The organism is Vibrio sp. TH_r3 (genome assembly GCF_033101115.1).
Lineage (GTDB): Bacteria > Pseudomonadota > Gammaproteobacteria > Enterobacterales > Vibrionaceae > Vibrio.
This window is the reverse complement of the sequence record NZ_JAWMPW010000011.1, coordinates 91,423-108,518: the sequence shown is the minus strand read 5'-3', so window position 1 is coordinate 108,518 and position 17,096 is coordinate 91,423. Positions and strand designations below refer to the sequence as shown.

At 38.8% G+C, this 17,096-nt stretch carries 13 protein-coding genes and 1 pseudogene; 5 read left to right on the top strand and 9 right to left on the bottom strand.

The genetic code is table 11. The annotated features are described in order from the left end of the window. Positions 1–54: 54 nt before the first annotated feature. The 5 genes from R3X26_RS11275 to dhaK all read right to left on the bottom strand — a co-directional run bounded on the left by R3X26_RS11275 (position 55) and on the right by dhaK (position 6,033). On the bottom strand, positions 55–564 hold the full coding sequence (locus R3X26_RS11275; RefSeq protein ID WP_317717416.1) for a lipocalin family protein: 510 nt from the start codon (positions 562–564) through the stop codon (positions 55–57). A 139-nt stretch (positions 565–703) separates the two neighbouring features. Beyond that, positions 704–1,585, bottom strand: coding sequence for an AEC family transporter (locus R3X26_RS11270; protein ID WP_317717411.1), 882 nt, complete (start codon positions 1,583–1,585; stop codon positions 704–706). Between the two features lie 109 nt (positions 1,586–1,694). Beyond that, positions 1,695–4,241, bottom strand: a complete 2,547-nt coding sequence (gene ptsP, locus R3X26_RS11265) for a phosphoenolpyruvate--protein phosphotransferase (RefSeq protein WP_317717410.1) — start codon at positions 4,239–4,241, stop codon at positions 1,695–1,697. An 87-nt stretch (positions 4,242–4,328) separates the two neighbouring features. Then, positions 4,329–4,952 carry a dihydroxyacetone kinase subunit DhaL gene (gene dhaL / locus R3X26_RS11260; RefSeq protein ID WP_317717409.1) on the bottom strand — a complete coding sequence of 208 codons (624 nt, stop codon included), beginning with the start codon at positions 4,950–4,952 and terminating at the stop codon, positions 4,329–4,331. A 16-nt stretch (positions 4,953–4,968) separates the two neighbouring features. After that, on the bottom strand, positions 4,969–6,033 hold the full coding sequence (gene dhaK / locus R3X26_RS11255) for a dihydroxyacetone kinase subunit DhaK (RefSeq protein ID WP_317717408.1): 1,065 nt from the start codon (positions 6,031–6,033) through the stop codon (positions 4,969–4,971). 348 nt (positions 6,034–6,381) lie between these two features. Here dhaK and dhaR point away from each other — a divergent pair, with 348 nt between their 5' ends. Together dhaR and R3X26_RS11245 are read left to right on the top strand one after the other, a co-directional pair. Next, positions 6,382–8,352, top strand: a complete 1,971-nt coding sequence (gene dhaR / locus R3X26_RS11250; RefSeq protein ID WP_317717407.1) for a dihydroxyacetone kinase operon transcriptional regulator DhaR — start codon at positions 6,382–6,384, stop codon at positions 8,350–8,352. Positions 8,353–8,399: 47 nt separating this feature from the next. Next, positions 8,400–8,957, top strand: coding sequence for a GNAT family N-acetyltransferase (locus tag R3X26_RS11245; protein WP_411572414.1), 558 nt, complete (start codon positions 8,400–8,402; stop codon positions 8,955–8,957). Between the two features lie 8 nt (positions 8,958–8,965). On the opposite strand, the gene R3X26_RS11240 is transcribed toward R3X26_RS11245, so the two are convergent. Both R3X26_RS11240 and R3X26_RS11235 read right to left on the bottom strand, forming a co-directional pair. Beyond that, positions 8,966–9,184: a DUF1289 domain-containing protein gene (locus R3X26_RS11240; RefSeq protein ID WP_317717406.1), complete on the bottom strand. Its 219-nt coding sequence runs from the start codon at positions 9,182–9,184 to the stop codon at positions 8,966–8,968. 67 nt (positions 9,185–9,251) lie between these two features. Continuing rightward, on the bottom strand, positions 9,252–9,509 hold the full coding sequence (locus R3X26_RS11235; protein ID WP_317717405.1) for a DUF1289 domain-containing protein: 258 nt from the start codon (positions 9,507–9,509) through the stop codon (positions 9,252–9,254). 162 nt (positions 9,510–9,671) lie between these two features. On the opposite strand from R3X26_RS11235, the gene R3X26_RS11230 reads away from it, so the two are divergent. Further along, the gene (locus tag R3X26_RS11230; protein WP_411572413.1) at positions 9,672–10,112 is read left to right on the top strand and encodes an META domain-containing protein; all 441 of its coding nucleotides are present in this window, start codon (positions 9,672–9,674) and stop codon (positions 10,110–10,112) included. Positions 10,113–10,289: 177 nt separating this feature from the next. Next, on the top strand, positions 10,290–11,201 hold the full coding sequence (locus tag R3X26_RS11225) for a LysR substrate-binding domain-containing protein (RefSeq protein ID WP_317717403.1): 912 nt from the start codon (positions 10,290–10,292) through the stop codon (positions 11,199–11,201). 150 nt (positions 11,202–11,351) lie between these two features. On the opposite strand, the gene R3X26_RS11220 is transcribed toward R3X26_RS11225, so the two are convergent. Then, positions 11,352–12,047: a hypothetical protein gene (locus tag R3X26_RS11220; RefSeq protein ID WP_317717402.1), complete on the bottom strand. Its 696-nt coding sequence runs from the start codon at positions 12,045–12,047 to the stop codon at positions 11,352–11,354. 127 nt (positions 12,048–12,174) lie between these two features. Here R3X26_RS11220 and R3X26_RS11215 point away from each other — a divergent pair. Then, positions 12,175–14,361 (top strand): annotated as a pseudogene (locus R3X26_RS11215) (YgiQ family radical SAM protein); the annotation flags it as partial. An 89-nt stretch (positions 14,362–14,450) separates the two neighbouring features. Here the strand turns inward: R3X26_RS11215 and R3X26_RS11210 are convergent. Continuing rightward, positions 14,451–16,964, bottom strand: coding sequence for a cache domain-containing protein (locus tag R3X26_RS11210; protein WP_317717401.1), 2,514 nt, complete (start codon positions 16,962–16,964; stop codon positions 14,451–14,453). Positions 16,965–17,096 lie beyond the last annotated feature (132 nt).

Below are 17,096 nucleotides of genomic sequence, written 5' to 3'. Positions count from 1 at the left end.
GGTTAGTTTGTTTCATAAGGTGCCTGTCCTTATAAAAAGAAACAACATAAACGTCTATTGCTCAACATAAATAAGCTTACTTATATCAAACTCATGCTCTGTCGCCATACGCTTGAACTTCGCTAATACCTCATCACTGACTGTTTTTGTTCTGGATAGCAACCATAGATAATCTGTATCAGGTCCAGAAACAAAGGCGTATTGATAATTTGATTCCAATTCAAAAACAACATATGAACCATAAAATGGTCCAAAAAATGATACTTTCAAATATCCTTCATTTTGAGCGTCGACAAAGTATGCTTTACCTTCTGCTTCTTTCCATTCGTCGTTAGAGGCTAAATATCCCCTATTTACTACGTCAACTCGTCCATTTTCTTGTAACGTATATTCGGCACTAACTTGGGTAAGGCCGCGTTCAAACGAATGGTCTAATCGAGCAATCTCATGCCATTCCCCCATATATTTCTCTACTTCAAAATCCATTACTGGCTCGACTTTAGCCGGCATACCAAGGCATCCACCTAACAAAAGAACTAGTACTGATAACAAGGAATATTTCATCCACACTCTTGTTGAAAACTGCATTCGTTTATCACTCCCAATACATAATCAAATAAAGTCGTTATTCGTGTATAAATCTAACCTAATGGTTAACTAAAGCACACGACCATTCCTATAAATACATTCTAAATACTAAGATTTACTTTATATAAGATAGAGCAAAAGTAAGTAAAAGTGGCAAGGTTAGAACACAAAAAAAGTTACTAAACAAAACCATTGACGCAACTTTCTGAGGCTCAACATTAAACCGTTCAGCAAACATAAAGTTCATTACCGCAGGCGGAAGCATCGTAAACAACACCATCATTTGAAGCTGTAAGGTAGGTAATGGCACAAAATAATAAATCATACCGAACGATATCGCGCCAACTGCAATTGATAATAAAGTACAACCCAAACCAATTCTCAATCCGCTCAATTGTATATTACACATTTGCGACCCTAAGGACACCAGCATAACGGGTACAGCTGCTTGACCTAATAATGCCGTTGCTTCATATAATGGGTTCCAGATCCCAACTCCACTTAAATTTAAACTAAGCGCTATTAATGAAGCGAGAAAAACCGGCATTTTAACAACTTGCTTAAATGGATTGCCTTCACTAAGTAACAGCAAACCTACGCTAACATGAAGACAAGCGGACACAACAAACAATAGTACCGCCGAGGCTAGTGCTGACTCCCCAAATGTATAAGTAAATAAAGGAATCGCTAAGTTTCCACTATTACGAAACATTATAGGTGGAGCCCAAGTTTTATATTTTAAATTGGCGATACGACAAATAGGCCAAATTAAGATACCAGGTAGCAATACCGCAATAAATGATGCTGTTAATAATGGAATCTGAGAAGAATCAAGAGGCATGGTAACTAAGGATGAAAAAACGATCGCGGGGACAAAGACTTCCATATTGAGACGATTAATAGGCCCAAAATCTGGTTTTATCCATTTTCCAACCGAAAATCCAACCGCAGCTAGCGCAAAAACAGGAAAGAGTATCCCTACAACGGTTTCAAACATACTTACCTTCTAACTGGGTTCACTTATGCAACTAAGTTACCCCATTTAACCACTATTTGGTAGTGACTAAATGAGGTAACGAATATTTATCGCGACTATCGATAATCATTTATTCGTTTGATTTTACTTTTAAATCGACTTCTGCAAGTGTCGCCGAGACTAAAACATTTTCCGCTAATGTTATAGAGGTTGCTAAGTTAGTTGCTCGAACCCTTGCTTTAACTGCCGCAATTCTTACAGAGCTCATACTTAATTCATCAACACCAAGACCAACTAATAGTGACGTTAACCTCGGATCACCTGCCATTTCCCCACACACTCCAACACTAATACTTTCAGAATGAGCCGCATTAACCGCGGTTTGTATCATATTCAATACTGCAGGTTGGTGAGTTGATGTTAGATAAGCAACTGATTCATTTCCTCTATCCGCGGCCATAACATACTGCGTTAAATCGTTGGTTCCTATGCTAAAAAAATCGACATGCTGTGCTAAATGTTTTGCATTTACCACGGCAGCTGGCACTTCTATCATAATACCAATTGCAGGAATTAATGATGCCTGTCCTTGTAATGTGAGCTGTTGATGCATATCTGCTATCATTGATTTTGCATCGAGTAACTCTTCTACTGTTGCTATCATTGGAAACATTATTTTAATATTGTCAAACTGCGCTCGAGTCCTTAGTAAGGCTTTAAGTTGAGTTTTAAATACATCACTATTTTTCAGACATAAACGTATACCACGACACCCTAAAAATGGATTATCTTCTTTATTTTGCTGTAAATATTGTAGAGGTTTATCACCACCAATATCGAGTGTGCGAACTATGACTGTTTTACCTTCGAAACTCTGCGCTATTTTAGAATAGAAACGAACTTGTTCCTCTTCGGTTGGTGGTTGAGCTGAATCCATAAACAAAAACTCACTTCTCAGTAACCCTACCCCTTCTGCTCCATTTTCCAACGCTTTATCTACATCCTCTAATGTTGCTAAATTAGCGAAGACTTCGATACACTTGCCATCTTTCGTAACTGCCGGAAGCTGTGCTACTGCTTGATCTTGCTGTTGTTTTGCTAGATTTTCAGTTATCTGTTGTCTATTCTCTTCTAATTGAGTGCAGGTTGGATTTAAGCAAATGGTTCCTCTATATCCGTCAAGGATCACCTCACACCCTTCTTGTACTTGCTCTAAAATGCTATCAACTCCAACGACTGCAGGAATACCGAGACTCCGCGCTAAAATGGCCGAATGAGATGTATTGCCACCTTTTTCAAGACACAAACCTTTCACTAAGCTGGGGTCAAGTTGAGCAGTATCGGATGGCGATAGATCACTAGCAAATAAAATACTCGCTTGTTCTAATACGATATTCGACGACTGTTCACCTACCATTATTTGCATAACACGTCGACCAATATCAAAAATGTCGTTGGCACGTTGCATAAGATAAGAATCGCCGGTTTGGTTGTAAGCATCAGCCATTTGGTTAATCGCGTCGATCCATGCTTTTTCAGCGATAACTTGGCTATCTATAAGGTTATTTTTTACTTGATTTATTAATTCAGGATCTGAAAGCATCTGCTGATGAGCTTTGAATATTTCAGCGTCTGACACCGATACTTTAGTTGAAACGTCATTGATTAAAGTTTGTAATTCAACATGTGCGGCCTCAAGTGCTCGTGTTACATGGTTCATTTCACTCTCTAACCCACCAATCTCGCGTTGCGGAACGGGTGGCATTACCGTTCTATAACACAGTGCTGGTGCGATGCTAATGCCATCAGAAGCGGCAATACCTACAACCATTGAACCCTCTTGTTGTGGTTCAACGTTAGCTAGAGGAACTTTATGATCACTAGAGGTTTGTTGAGAAATTAAGGCTGGCTCTAAAGACTCTCCAAAGTGAGATTCAGCCAAACTAGAAAAAGCATTTATAGCCTGTTGCGCGTCTTTACCTTGAGCTTTAAAAGCTATGGTATCATTTTGTTTTGCAGTCAACAAAGCCACACTATTTAGGCTGCGTGCATTAGCAACTTTGTCACCATTTACTAGCCACGTCTTTGCTTCATAATCACACGCTAAAGTAACAATCTCTGAAGCTGGACGAGCATGAATCCCATTTGGATTTTGTACTTGCCAAGAAAACGACAATACCTGCTCATCTTCAATATCAGAATCTTCCAACGTAATGGAAGTAGACTCTGAATGTTCAGGAGTACCAATAGCGCCAGCGAGTGCGGATGATTGCTGTAACAATTGATATTTAGCCACAATCGCGCCATTGGTCTCATCAATAACTTGCTGCATCGGCATACCTGCAGCCGCAGCGACACTGGCCGCCATTGTTCCTTCAATTAAAGGGGCAGCACAAACGTGGACGACATTGGCCTGCTCTGGTTCTAGAAGCTCTAATGCCATATCGGTACTAAGAATCGCACTCCCCATATCAACCAAAACTAAAACACCTTGAGTAGAAAAAACCTCGTCGATGGCCGTCATGATTGCAATCGCATCTGTACCTATTGGGTTATCCGGATCGTCAACACCTGCGGCGATCGTCATGACGACTTTTCCCTGAGACATCTGTTGGGCAAGCTCTAATACGCCTTCTGCAAGCTGTTTACTGTGAGACACAATCACAATACTGACCATAATATAACCTACCATAGAGGTGGCAATTGCCACCTCATTAAATGATTAAATAACATTGAAAGAGTTACGGAAAAATTGCTGAAGAGGTTAAAACGCTGCTTTAACCAATGAGTTGACTATCAAATAAGTAGACGTTGCACCTGGATCTTGATGTCCGGCCGAACGTTCTCCGAGATAACTCGCTCGCCCTTTTTTTGCAACCAAAGGTATGGTGTCCTTCATGCCTTTTTCCGCTGCTTGTAAAGCGTGCTCTAAAGCCTGCTGCAAAGATGTTGATTGCGACTGCTCTAGTGATTCCACCATTGGAACCATAGCGTCAATCATCGTTTTATCGCCGATAACGGCTTTCCCACGTTTTTGAACACCCTCACAAGCATCACTAAGCATTACGGTAACATCTTTTAGTGTGAGCTCTTCTTTAGCCATTACACTGGAAGCGGCACGAATAAAAAACGTACCGTATAAAGGCCCACTAGCCCCACCAATACTTGACAACAACGTCATACCTGTTGTTTTCAGAATGGTGCCTATATCCTTGTCCGCTACAGTAGGCAAACGTTCTATCACTTTACGAAAACCACGATTCATATTAAGCCCATGATCTGCATCACCAATCTCACGATCCAATTGGGTAAGAAAATCTTGGTTCTGTTGAAAAACTTCGGCTAAATCTTCCAACCAAGCAACAATGTGTTCCTTTGTGACAACCATTATCAACTCCTATAATTTATATTCCCCAGCGCAACGCTGGTGTGTTAACTGGAGCATCCCAAAGAGACAACATTTCATCATCCACTTTAAGAACAGAAATAGATAAGCCTTGCATATCAATAGAACTACAATAAGTTCCCACAAGATTTCTCGCAATAGTGATGCCTTGTTGCTCCAGCATTTCCGCGACTTTCCGATATACGCAATACAATTCAGATTGAGGAGTACTGCCTAAGCTGTTGACTAGTACAATCACTTTATCGCCTTTGTTCAACGCTTCTGTCGTACGGTTTTCTTCAATCCAACTTGCCGAGTCAATATCCCAAGAACGTACAATTCGTTGATATGGCGTATTATCAAGAATTTCAGCCATCATATCGGCTGTAATTGCATCACCACTAGTAAATTTAGTGCGTTTAATGCCCGGTTCTCCGTGAATACCAACACCAAATTCAATTTCATCATCTGCTAATACAAAACTCGGTTTTCCTGCTGCTGGTACAGTACAAGCATCGAGTGCGACACCAAATGAACGTCCACGATTTGCAATACGAATGGCCAATTCATTACATTTTTCTAAGCTATATCCTTTTTCAGCAGCTGCGCCAAGAATCTTCTCAGCAAGGACGGTTACGGCAACCCCACGGCGACCAGCAGTATATAAACTGTCTTTAACCGCAACATCGTCATCAATAAGCGCCGCTTGCACTTTTATGCCATCGTCATGCAATAATTCAACCGCCGTTTCGAAATTGAGTACATCGCCAGTATAGTTTTTCACTAGAAATAGAACGCCTTCCCCTGAATCTACTTTCTGACCACATTCATACATCTGATCAGGTGTAGGAGACGTAAACATTTGTCCAGGGCATGCACCATCTAACATCCCTAATCCGACAAAACCACCATGCATGGGCTCGTGGCCACTGCCCCCACCAGAAACTAAAGCAACTTTGGGCTTGTCTTGTTTATTCACAATATACATAGGCTCCATGTTGACATCTAATTCCGGATGAGCTTTAGCAATCCCTTGCAACGTTTCAATAATGACATCATCAATCTCGTTAATCATTTTTTTCATGGTTTTATCCTTGTAGGGCGTAGAAGGTCATTGAATTTTAATTCGCTTATATTCTTGATAGTGCGATCATTTTTCTGGCCCTACTTTACCTAATAGAAACTTGGATAAGAAAATTTAATTTATGATTCAATATGAAACGAGTTATTCATTCATTAAGTTTCAAATTGAAACTTAAATAGCCCTCAAACAGCATTATTATGACCAAGTTCAAAATTTAACTAAGCCAAATATAAGATAATTAGCAATGCGCTGAATTACTCACAAGCAAGATAAACATGATGCAAAAGAATCGAAAAGATTGTTAAGTTTTTATCGTAACTAAGTCGACATTATCTGGAAACCGAATTTATGCAACTTGAAAGTAACAGCGTCTTAACAAGAGATCATCAAATTAAAAAATATTGGGACAAGATTGTTGCACAAGGTCAATCTGACTTTGAAATGGCTGAATTTGACCAAGAATTACGTGAACATTGGTTGCGGTGCCAACACAGACAACGCTTCGATCACTGGCCACAACTGAGCTATGCCAAAGGCGTTACCCTTTCCTCTATTAAAAAAAAGAAAGCACGTTTAATTGATATGGCCATTCCAGTTATCGAAGATATCCATGAATTCTTAGAAAATAAAAATTGTGCTTTACTATTAACCGACGAAACAGGTTGCACTTTATCGTTGTACAGCGATCAGTACATGAAAACACAATTGACTAAATTAGGACTCACTGATGGCGTGTACTGGCGAGAAGATATTTTAGGCAATACCGCTATTTCTACTGCAATCCATCAAGCAAAAGTTGCCCAAACTGTCGGTTACCAACATTTTAAACAAGCACTTCACTCACTCGCATGTTATGCAGCACCTTTATTTAACAATGAAGGCAGTATTCTTGGCTCCATCGCAATGATCTTACCGATTCATTCGGCAAGTGACTTTATTCTAGGCCTCATCTATTCAGCTTCTAAAGAAATTGGAACTAATTTGTATGCAGATTATTGTTTAAGTGAATCTAATCAGCATCTTAGTGAAGTTCATGTCTTACTAGAAGGCGTAGAAGAAGGCGTCTTAGCATGGGATTCAAAAGGTACAATTCACTATTTAAATAGTAAAGGAAGCAATCTATTAGGTCTAACAAGCAGCAAAGTATTAGGTTGTGAAATTGATTCGGTGATTAATCTACCTCCACAAATTAAACATGCAATCGCTGCCAAACAAGATCTAGCAATGTTTGAAACAAGCATAGAAATCAATCAACGCCTTATTTCATTATGGATTTCGTTACGTCTGGTCAAAGACGAACATGGCGAGATACACACTTCTATGGTACTCATGCATCCGATTGAACATATTCGCCAGATAGTTCATCATCAAGTCGGGAATCAAGCAAGATTGACTTTTGAAGATATAGAATACCAATCGGAGGAGATGCACCGTGTAATACGTCTTGCACAACATGCAGCAAAGGGCCGTGGTTCAGTTTTTTTACATGGTGAAGAGGGGTTAGGCAAAACAGACCTAGCTCAGGCAATTCACAATGCCAGTGATCGCAGTAACAAGGCATTTATTTCTATTAATTGCCAAGCTATTCCTCAAGTATCAATGAACACTGAATTTCTCGGCTCTGATGCAAATAGTGCGAATCCATTTCCTTCTAAATTTGAATTAGCCAGTGGAGGAACGCTATTTTTGGAGCATGTTGAGTGCTTAACAGCAGAGATTCAAGCCGCCTTATTACATCTGTTAAAAACTGGACTCATTAATCGACTTAATCACACAATTCTTCCTGTTGATGTCCGAGTTATCGCTACTTCAGATATAGATATCACGCAGTACGTAGACGAAAAACGCTTTGGTCGCCAGTTAATGTATGAATTACAATCATTCGACATTTATATTCCTCCACTACGACAACGTATTGATGATATTCCTGTGCTAGCGAATAGGACACTAAAGTTTTTACGCGGTAATAGTAACAAAAACATTTCTCTTGCTAACGATGCAATGAAGGTATTATCTCAGTACCACTGGCCAGGAAATAATCGTGAGTTGAGAAATGTGCTAGAACGAGCGTTTAGTTATGGTAACGGAAGAAAAATATTAGAACGAGATCTTCCCGACTCTGTTAGACAAACAATAGGCCATACACCAGAAATAGTAGCGAAGAAAACCTTAGCTGAAACAGAACGAGATGCTATTACCTGCTCTGCTATTCGTTGTTCAGGTAAACCGAGTAAAATGTGCCTGGAGCTAAATATTAGCCGTACATCATTATGGCGAAAACTGAAAACTTATCAGATTACATTAAACGATTTTAAATAATGTAACCCCCAAATTTATATAAAAATTAGAATTTTATAGGAGTGATTGTGGCCATTGAATTGAAAACAAATCGTTTAATCTTACGTGCATGGAAACCGTCTGATTATCAAGAATTCGCCAAAATGACCTCCGACTCTAAAGTAATGAAGTACTTCCCTTCAATATTATCAGAAATAGAAAGTAACCAATTAGCAGACAGAATCCGTCGACTTATAGATAAAAATGGATGGGGATTTTGGGCATTAGAACTGAAATCTTCATCTGAGTTTATTGGTTTTGTCGGTTTACACTATCAAGATCAGGCTATCCCAGAAAGCCCCTTTATCGAAATAGGTTGGAGGCTATCAGCAAATCATTGGGGACACGGCTATGCACCAGAAGCCGCAACAAAAGCACTTAAATTTGCTTTTGAACAATTACAACAGCCCGCAGTGTACGCATTTACAACTGTGAGCAACCAGCCCTCAAGGAGAGTTATGCAAAAAATAGGCATGATTAATACCAACAAAAATTTTAGTCATCCTCAACTTAGCGAAGATCACCCACTCGCCAAGCATTGTTTATACAAAATAACGTTAGAGCAGTGGATGAAATCGACAACATAATGACGATGTCAAAACGAATATTTTCGCCCATTTTTCCTAACTTGAGCCCATGCTAAAATCTCAGCTTTTTTTTGATTAGTTGATGCAGACCAACCGAGTATTTCTGACAATGTTCTATTACAACCAAGGCAAACATCATCGTCATCCAAACAACAGTGACGAACGCAAGGAGAAGCGATCGATTGAGACTCGTTGGTAAAAAGGTCAGCTTGCTTACGTTTTGTCATGTGTCCTATGCTCATTGTTAGTTAAAATAACGTGCCTGTCCTGATTAGTTAGTAACTAGTAAAATGATTAGTTATCGGTAAAAAGATCATGTTGAACGGATACTTGATCTGTTTCTGCTTGCAAGGTTTTCTTACCTTTCAATACTTTTCTTCTATAACGTTGCCTGCATAATTTAATTACATAAAGTTGCTGTGCTGGCGTAAAATCTAACCAATTAAAACGTTCTTCTCGTTTACGCATGCAACCATTGCAGTATCCTTTTTCATCTACTGAGCACACTCCCACACAAGGACTTGGCACGCTAAAAAATTCTAACTGTTCCATAAAATAGACGACTTTTTTACAATTACTAACTTTATATTAGTTCCATAATGCTTTGATAACAATTTACATAATCAACAAAACAATTACCTTTATCTGACATCACACTCTTATTACGGTCTATACTTTTAAAAAATATTAGACTTTCTCGTTTTGGAGCATTATATGAAAAAAGTTATCACTATGATTAGCTTACCTTTATTACTGGCTGCTTGTCAGAATATCACCCAAGGAAATACCGAAAACGGCACCATTTCGGAGCAAGATCTGCAACATCATAATTGGCAATTAGTCCAAATTGACGGTGAATCGATTATTACTCCAAGTAATATGCAGCCTCCGCGTTTAGAAATTGGTGAAAAAATGACGGCTAATGGCAACGCAGGGTGCAACAATTTCTTTGGTCAAGGAGAATTAGACGATAACAAATTCCGTATCATGCAGATGGGGATGACCATGAAAATGTGTATTAACGATGTTATGGGAACCGAAAAGGCATTATCCCAATCTTTAAGTGATTGGAGTGAAATAGAACTGACTAATGACACTATGACACTGACTAACGATCAACACACATTAACCTTCACTCTGAACGATTGGAAATAGAAAATTTAGCAATCAAAGCCTTACTATCGTTAGTAAGGCTTTTTTATGCGCTACGAATAATATTTAATATTTTTTGCTAAAAGTACCAGTATAGACGTCTAGACGTTTACAATCCGTGTGTAATCAGTTAATTTATGAGACAGATTAATGTAAGGACACAACTGATGAATAATACTAATGATTGAATTAAAACACCTACGAACACTTGCGTCATTACGAGATACCGGGTCACTTACCGCAACAGCAACCTCGTTGCACTTAACCCAGTCGGCGCTATCGCACCAGATTAAGGATTTAGAATCACGGATCGGTGGGCAGCTGTTTCTAAGAAAAACTCGTCCGGTAAAATTCACCGCTGAAGGACAAATATTTCTTCAATTAGCTGATGAGATACTGCACAAAATTGCCGTAGCCGAAAGTAAATTATCTAATTTAAAACAAGATGTAGATGGTCGATTACATATGGCTATCGATTGCCATTCTTGTTTTCAGTGGCTAATGCCTGCATTACGCGAATATCAACTCAGCTGGCCCAGTGTTGGCCTAGATTTCATTTCAGGTTTTGACTTTGAACCTATACCCGCTCTAGTCTCTGGAGAACTTGATCTGGTTATTACATCAGATATCGTGCCTCGGTCAGAAGTCCATTACGAAGCACTATTCGACTTTGAAATGTGTTTGGTTACATCAACTCATCACCCTCTAGCCGATAAACAACAAATCCAACCCGAGGATTTTCTAGATCAAACAATGATCACCTATCCTGTCCATAAAAGTCGTTTAGACGCCTATAAACACTTTATGCAACCCGCTGGCGTTGAGCCAATCAAATGGAAGAAAGCGGACAACACATTAATGTTGATTCAAATGGTCTCTGCTGGACTCGGCGTGGCTGTTATTCCTAATTGGGCGATTCATGAATTTTCTAGGCAAGGTTTGATCACTAGTAAACCATTAGGCAATGGTTTATGGAGACGACTATTCGCTGCGACTCGTCACTCTGAACACGATAGGAGTTATTTACAAGCCTTCTTCAATACCGCAAGGCTTCAATGTAAAAGTAATTTAGAAGGGATAAAGATGCCCTAGCAAACTAGGGTCGCATTCCTAATCTAAGTTCTAAGTTCTAAGTTCTAAGTTCTAACCAACGTTACATGCCACTTACTACTTGCTACTTGCTACTTGCTACTTGCTACTTAGAAAAATAATACTTGGAAAAAATACAGATAGAAGTAACACTCATGATAGTGGCTGTGACCAAGAGATTAGTGGATATAACTGTACCCCTGCCACTAGTAACAACGTTAAGCTAATCGATAGCTGAACTTTGTTGACTGTATGTCTAGTAACCAAGTGCCAACACCACACGACACTACCGACAAGTAAACAGACTAACCCAATTAATATCGTCTGATATAAGCTGTCCATACTTGCCTGCTCTAAACCAATAACGTGTAAAGCAACGACTAGGGCTAAACTCATACTACTGACAATACCGATCACCGGCAAAACTCTGTGAAATGCTTGCAAACGTGAACGGGCGATTAGTAACAGTAGTTGAGCAAAAATAGCCCCTAATAAACTAATGAGTAGCACCCACTCAATAGATGCAAAGGCCGTTGGCAATACAAACGCCTGCATTGCTACAAATAAAAATGCTAATAAATCGGCCAAATACAAAACCCATAAAGGACCCTGATTGCGTGTTTTACTTATTTGAACCTTAGAGAAAAAATAAAAAATGGCACAAGCGACAATAAAAGCGCTCATTTTAATTGTAACAATAGATAACCAAAGTACGCCTATTGCAGGTAGTAATTTATGTACTCTACCGCGCTGTCCTGGACAAATTTCACCTTTAACCAATACTAAAGTTAAAACAAGTTGTGCGCCTAGAAGCATTGGAGCCAACAAAGCAAGCAAAGATTCGGTCATAATATATTTCATCATATTGTTCAAATTAATTCAGCCGCGGATGATAACACATAAGCAAGCAACAAAACTCCTAGCCTAGAACAATCGTTCTGATATAATGCCCGCCAGCCAAATCAGAGGTCAAAAAATGCACAGCGTACAACTCAGTAAAGATATTACTCCTATCCACAAACAAAAGCCTTATTGGGCAGAATGTTACGGCACATCACAATTTTTACCTACTAGTAGAAAAGAGATGGATGCACTCGGATGGGATAGCTGTGACATTATTATTGTTACTGGTGATGCCTATGTCGATCACCCTAGTTTTGGCATGGCCATTATTGGACGTTTATTAGAAGCACAAGGTTTTCGAGTTGGTATCATTGCTCAACCAGAGTGGCATAACAAAGATGCGTTTATGGCATTAGGCCAGCCCAATTTATTCTTTGGCATTACTGCTGGTAACATGGATTCGATGATCAATCGATACACAGCTGATCGTAAACTACGCCATGATGATGCTTATACCCCCAACAATGAAGGCGGCAAACGTCCGGATAGAGCCACGCTTGTTTATTCACAGCGATGCCGCGAAGCATATAAAGAAACACCTATTGTATTAGGTGGTATTGAAGCAAGTTTACGCCGTATTGCTCATTATGATTATTGGTCAGACAAAGTTCGTCGTTCCGTATTATTCGATGCCAAAGCCGATATCCTACTATTTGGTAATGCAGAACGCGCATTAGTGGAAGTGGCTCACCGATTAGCTAATGGTGAAACATTACAAGAGATGACCGCTATACGTGGTACAGCCATAAACTTACCTGCTGCTCCAGAACAATACAAAATTGTTGACTCTTCACGCATCGAAAAACCAGGTCGAGCGTTCGTACCAATCAACCCTTATGAAGTCGAAACAAAATGTGACGATATAAAAGAAGAGCAACTTGAAGTAAAAAGCCAACCGATTACCGTTCGCCCTTCTCGACATGATGCAAAAACAACCGCAGTAAGGTTACCGCCTTTTGAAAAATTAAAAAATGATCGCATTCTATATGCTCATGCTAGTCGCATTATGCACTTGGAAACTAACCCTTATTCGGGACGCGCACTCATTCAAAAACATGGTGATCGTGAGCTTTGGGTTAACCAACCGCCAATCCCTCTTACCACAGAGGAAATGGATTACGTTTTTGCCTTACCTTATGCTCGGGTTCCACATCCTATGTACGGAAAGGCTAAAATCCCTGCTTATGACATGATAAAAACCTCGGTAAATATCATGCGGGGCTGTTTTGGTGGTTGCTCATTTTGTTCAATCACTGAGCATGAAGGTCGAATTATCCAAAACCGTTCTAAAGAATCGATCCTAACGGAACTAGAAGAAATACGCGATAAAGTCCCCGGTTTTACCGGTACGATTTCTGATCTTGGCGGTCCAACCGCCAACATGTACCGTCTAGGCTGTTCCGATCCAAAGGCCGAGAGAAATTGCCGACACCCTTCTTGTGTGTTCCCGAAAATATGCAGCAAGTTAGATACTAATCACCAAGAATTGATTGATTTATATCGTTCGGCTCGCAAAGTAGACGGCATTAAAAAAGTAATGATCGCCTCAGGTGTTCGTTATGATTTAGCGATTCAGTCGCCAGAGTATGTGCGAGAATTAGTCACACATCATGTTGGTGGTTATCTGAAAATTGCACCAGAACATACCGAAAAGGGGCCATTAGATAAAATGATGAAACCCGGTATGGGCACATATGATCAGTTTAAAGAGATGTTCTTCAAGTACAGCGCTGAAGCAGGCAAGAAACAGTATCTAATTCCTTACTTTATATCGGCTCATCCTGGTACAGAAGATGAAGATATGCTTAACCTAGCGTTGTGGTTAAAATCGAATGATTTCGAGTGCGATCAAGTACAAAACTTTTACCCTTCTCCTATGTGTAATGCAACAGCGATGTATTACTCTGAAACAAATCCATTGAAACGCGTAAAATATAAGAAACGCGAAGACGTGCCAGTGGCTAAAGGTGAAAAACAGCGTCGTTTACATAAAGCATTACTACGCTACCATGATCCTGAAAATTGGCCTTTACTGAGACAAGCGTTAACTGAAATGGGCAAAAAGCATCTTATTGGTGATAAAGAAACCTGTTTGGTTCCAGCAGAAGATGTTGCGAGTAAAACGCCAGCCCAGAGACGAGGTTCTGGTCGTCATGGTGCTAAAAGATTTGCAACTAAACACACCAAAGGTCAACCAGATATTAGAACGGATAACCAACGTTCTAAGCGAACCAATGGCAACAAACAGAAAGCTAAAGGCTAAAAGCTACAGCTACAGCTACAGCTACAGCTACAGCTACAGCTACAGCTACAAAGTAACCTCTATTAAGTGCTTAGTCGAGTAAATGTCTAAGCACTTACCTTTCCCTCTTCTCTTAATATCAGTTTTTCAATCGATAATGGCTTATCAAAATAATATCCTTGTATCAAGGAACAACCTAGATCAACAAGTTTAACATATTGTTCTTTCGACTCTACGCCTTCGGCAACAACCTTCATTTCACCAGAATGACCAATAGCAATAATCGCCTTAATCAAACTAACACTTTGAGAATTGTGGGTTATCTTATCAATAAAACACCGATCTATTTTTATCTCAGAGATAGGTAAATTATTAAGATAACTAAGCGAAGAGTAACCTGTACCAAAATCATCCAATGAAATACCAAAACCGAGTTCACGTAATTCATTTAAAATTGGCGACACTTCATTGACATCATTGATTAAGATATTTTCTGTAATCTCTAAAGTTACTCGTTGTATCTCAATACCAACGTTACTTATTACTTCGATCAATTGTTCAATAAAGTTCTGTTCTAATATCTGTTTTGGGGAAATATTCACCGAAACATCAATTGCGTTTTTTCCGTTAGGTGAAATTGACAATATATCTTCACAAGTACGTCGGAACACAAACTGTCCTATTTCGTTAATCACTCCAATTCGTTCCGCAATTTCTATAAATATAGCCGGAGAAATAACTCCAAACTGTTCATTATTCCAACGAGCCAGCGCCTCTACACCAACTAACTCTCCTGATTTAACGTCAATTTGTGGTTGATATAAAACGAAAATTTCTTGTTTAGCAACAGCGTCACGCAATTCTTCTTCTAATCTATATTCGTACTGAATTTGCTCATTAATGCTGTCGTCATAAAACATGACTTTGCCTTTTTGAGTCGCTTTAGATTTATATAAAACAATATCAGCTTTACGTATAAGACTTTCAGCATTATCGCTATCGGAAGGGAACATACTGACACCAATGCTACAATTGGTAATCAATACTTTACCGTTTATAACAAACTGATCGTCAAATACACGACTAATAGTATTTAACTTTTCTTGTGCTTCTTTCGCATCTCTCAACTGAGGAAAACAAAATATAAATTCATCGCCACCAAAGCGTGAAATAGTATCTCTAGGTCCTAAAATTGTTTCAAATTTTCGGCTGACTATTTCTAACAATTTATCACCTGAAGCGTGGCCATATAAATCATTAACTTTTTTAAAATCGTCCAAATCAACAAAGACAACCGCTAATTCAAACCCATTTTCTTTCGCATATTTTATACCTTGAGAAATTTCATTAATTAACAGTAATCGGTTAGGAAGCCCAGTTAAGGCATCATGCGTCGCCATATGTTGCATTTTATTTTTGGTATTCTCTAATTCTCTGAAGTCCGCATTTATGCGCAATTGGAAATTATTGAATCGATTAGCGATCATGTTATTTAATACCAAGGATGAGGCAATAGTCAATGCGGTAAGAATAGAGCTCAGTGTCAACATTTTAACAAATTCGTGTTGATTTTGTTCACGCAGTAAATCTTGATTTTTCAATAAATACTGTTCAAAGTCATCTAAATAAAAGCCTGTACCGATTAGCCAGTCCCAGCCTTCTATTCCTTGCACAAAACTAATTTTTTCGCGTTCTTTCTGATCAGTAACTTCGTTGGTATCGGGATAAATAGCGGGAATTTTATAACTTACAAAGCCGCCTCCCTGTTCCGCTTTAAGCATCATGTTTTTTCTGTTTAATCGTGTAATAAGCGTAGAGTCGGCAATGTTTGTACCAATAAACTTAGGTTCCCGGTGAGATAGAACAGTGCCATTACTATCTAACAGAAAAATAAAACCTTTATCTTCATAGCCATAATCGGTAACCCAATCAATAATCTCAGCTTGCACATCATGCTCTACGTCGACAACATATTCACCAGTACCAATCATCCAATTGTAAGGTTCAAATAATTTGCCAAAACCTATTTTTTCAAACTCTTCAGTTTTCGGCTCATTAGGTTTTCGATACCACCAACGATAAAACGCTTCACCACCTTGCTGTATAAGCTGGATGTGCTGCTGAAGAATATAAGTCCCACGAGCGTCTCTAGCATTCCACGCAGATTTACCTTCAATCTCAGGTTTTAATCCGTGCATAACACTCACACCATCCATTTGAAAGATAAAATAGTAGCCTCTTCCTTCAAAAAAACGAATCGGTCTTAGTGCATCCGATATAAGTTTAATAATTTCATCTTTAGATTTATCTTGATTATTTAAATAAAGATTATTGGCAATAGCGTACGCTTCATTCACTCTTTGTTTTGCCTGCCGTCTTAGTCTTTCCCTTGTTTTAGTACTTTGGTAATTAATTTCATTAGCGACTAATTCTACGTGTTGACGAATAATATTTTTTTGCCTTTCTATGACTTCGCTACGTAATGAATCGATGCTTTGCTTCGCTTTAATTCGATTATCTTGAATAATTACCACATTAATACACATCACAAATAATACAATAAATACCACTGGGGCATAACGAATCAACCTTAGTAATTTTGTATCATTAATCAATGGCATATAGTGTTCTTTATATTTTTATTACCTTATAAACTGAGTATAGAACATAGCTGAGCTTTATACATAAAACTTATCTAATTAAACATACTGACCAAACCCGGTTATTAAGCAATTAATTGCTTAATAATTTCA

Coding starts and splice junctions, on each gene's coding strand:
- R3X26_RS11275 (WP_317717416.1), bottom strand. CDS start 564: ATGAAATATTCCTTGTTATCAGTACTAGTTCTTTTGTTAGGTGGATGC.
- R3X26_RS11270 (WP_317717411.1), bottom strand. CDS start 1,585: ATGTTTGAAACCGTTGTAGGGATACTCTTTCCTGTTTTTGCGCTAGCT.
- ptsP (WP_317717410.1), bottom strand. CDS start 4,241: ATGGTCAGTATTGTGATTGTGTCTCACAGTAAACAGCTTGCAGAAGGC.
- dhaL (WP_317717409.1), bottom strand. CDS start 4,952: ATGGTTGTCACAAAGGAACACATTGTTGCTTGGTTGGAAGATTTAGCC.
- dhaK (WP_317717408.1), bottom strand. CDS start 6,033: ATGAAAAAAATGATTAACGAGATTGATGATGTCATTATTGAAACGTTG.
- dhaR (WP_317717407.1), top strand. CDS start 6,382: ATGCAACTTGAAAGTAACAGCGTCTTAACAAGAGATCATCAAATTAAA.
- R3X26_RS11240 (WP_317717406.1), bottom strand. CDS start 9,184: ATGACAAAACGTAAGCAAGCTGACCTTTTTACCAACGAGTCTCAATCG.
- R3X26_RS11235 (WP_317717405.1), bottom strand. CDS start 9,509: ATGGAACAGTTAGAATTTTTTAGCGTGCCAAGTCCTTGTGTGGGAGTG.
- R3X26_RS11230 (WP_411572413.1), top strand. CDS start 9,672: ATGAAAAAAGTTATCACTATGATTAGCTTACCTTTATTACTGGCTGCT.
- R3X26_RS11225 (WP_317717403.1), top strand. CDS start 10,290: ATGATTGAATTAAAACACCTACGAACACTTGCGTCATTACGAGATACC.
- R3X26_RS11220 (WP_317717402.1), bottom strand. CDS start 12,047: ATGACCGAATCTTTGCTTGCTTTGTTGGCTCCAATGCTTCTAGGCGCA.
- R3X26_RS11210 (WP_317717401.1), bottom strand. CDS start 16,964: ATGCCATTGATTAATGATACAAAATTACTAAGGTTGATTCGTTATGCC.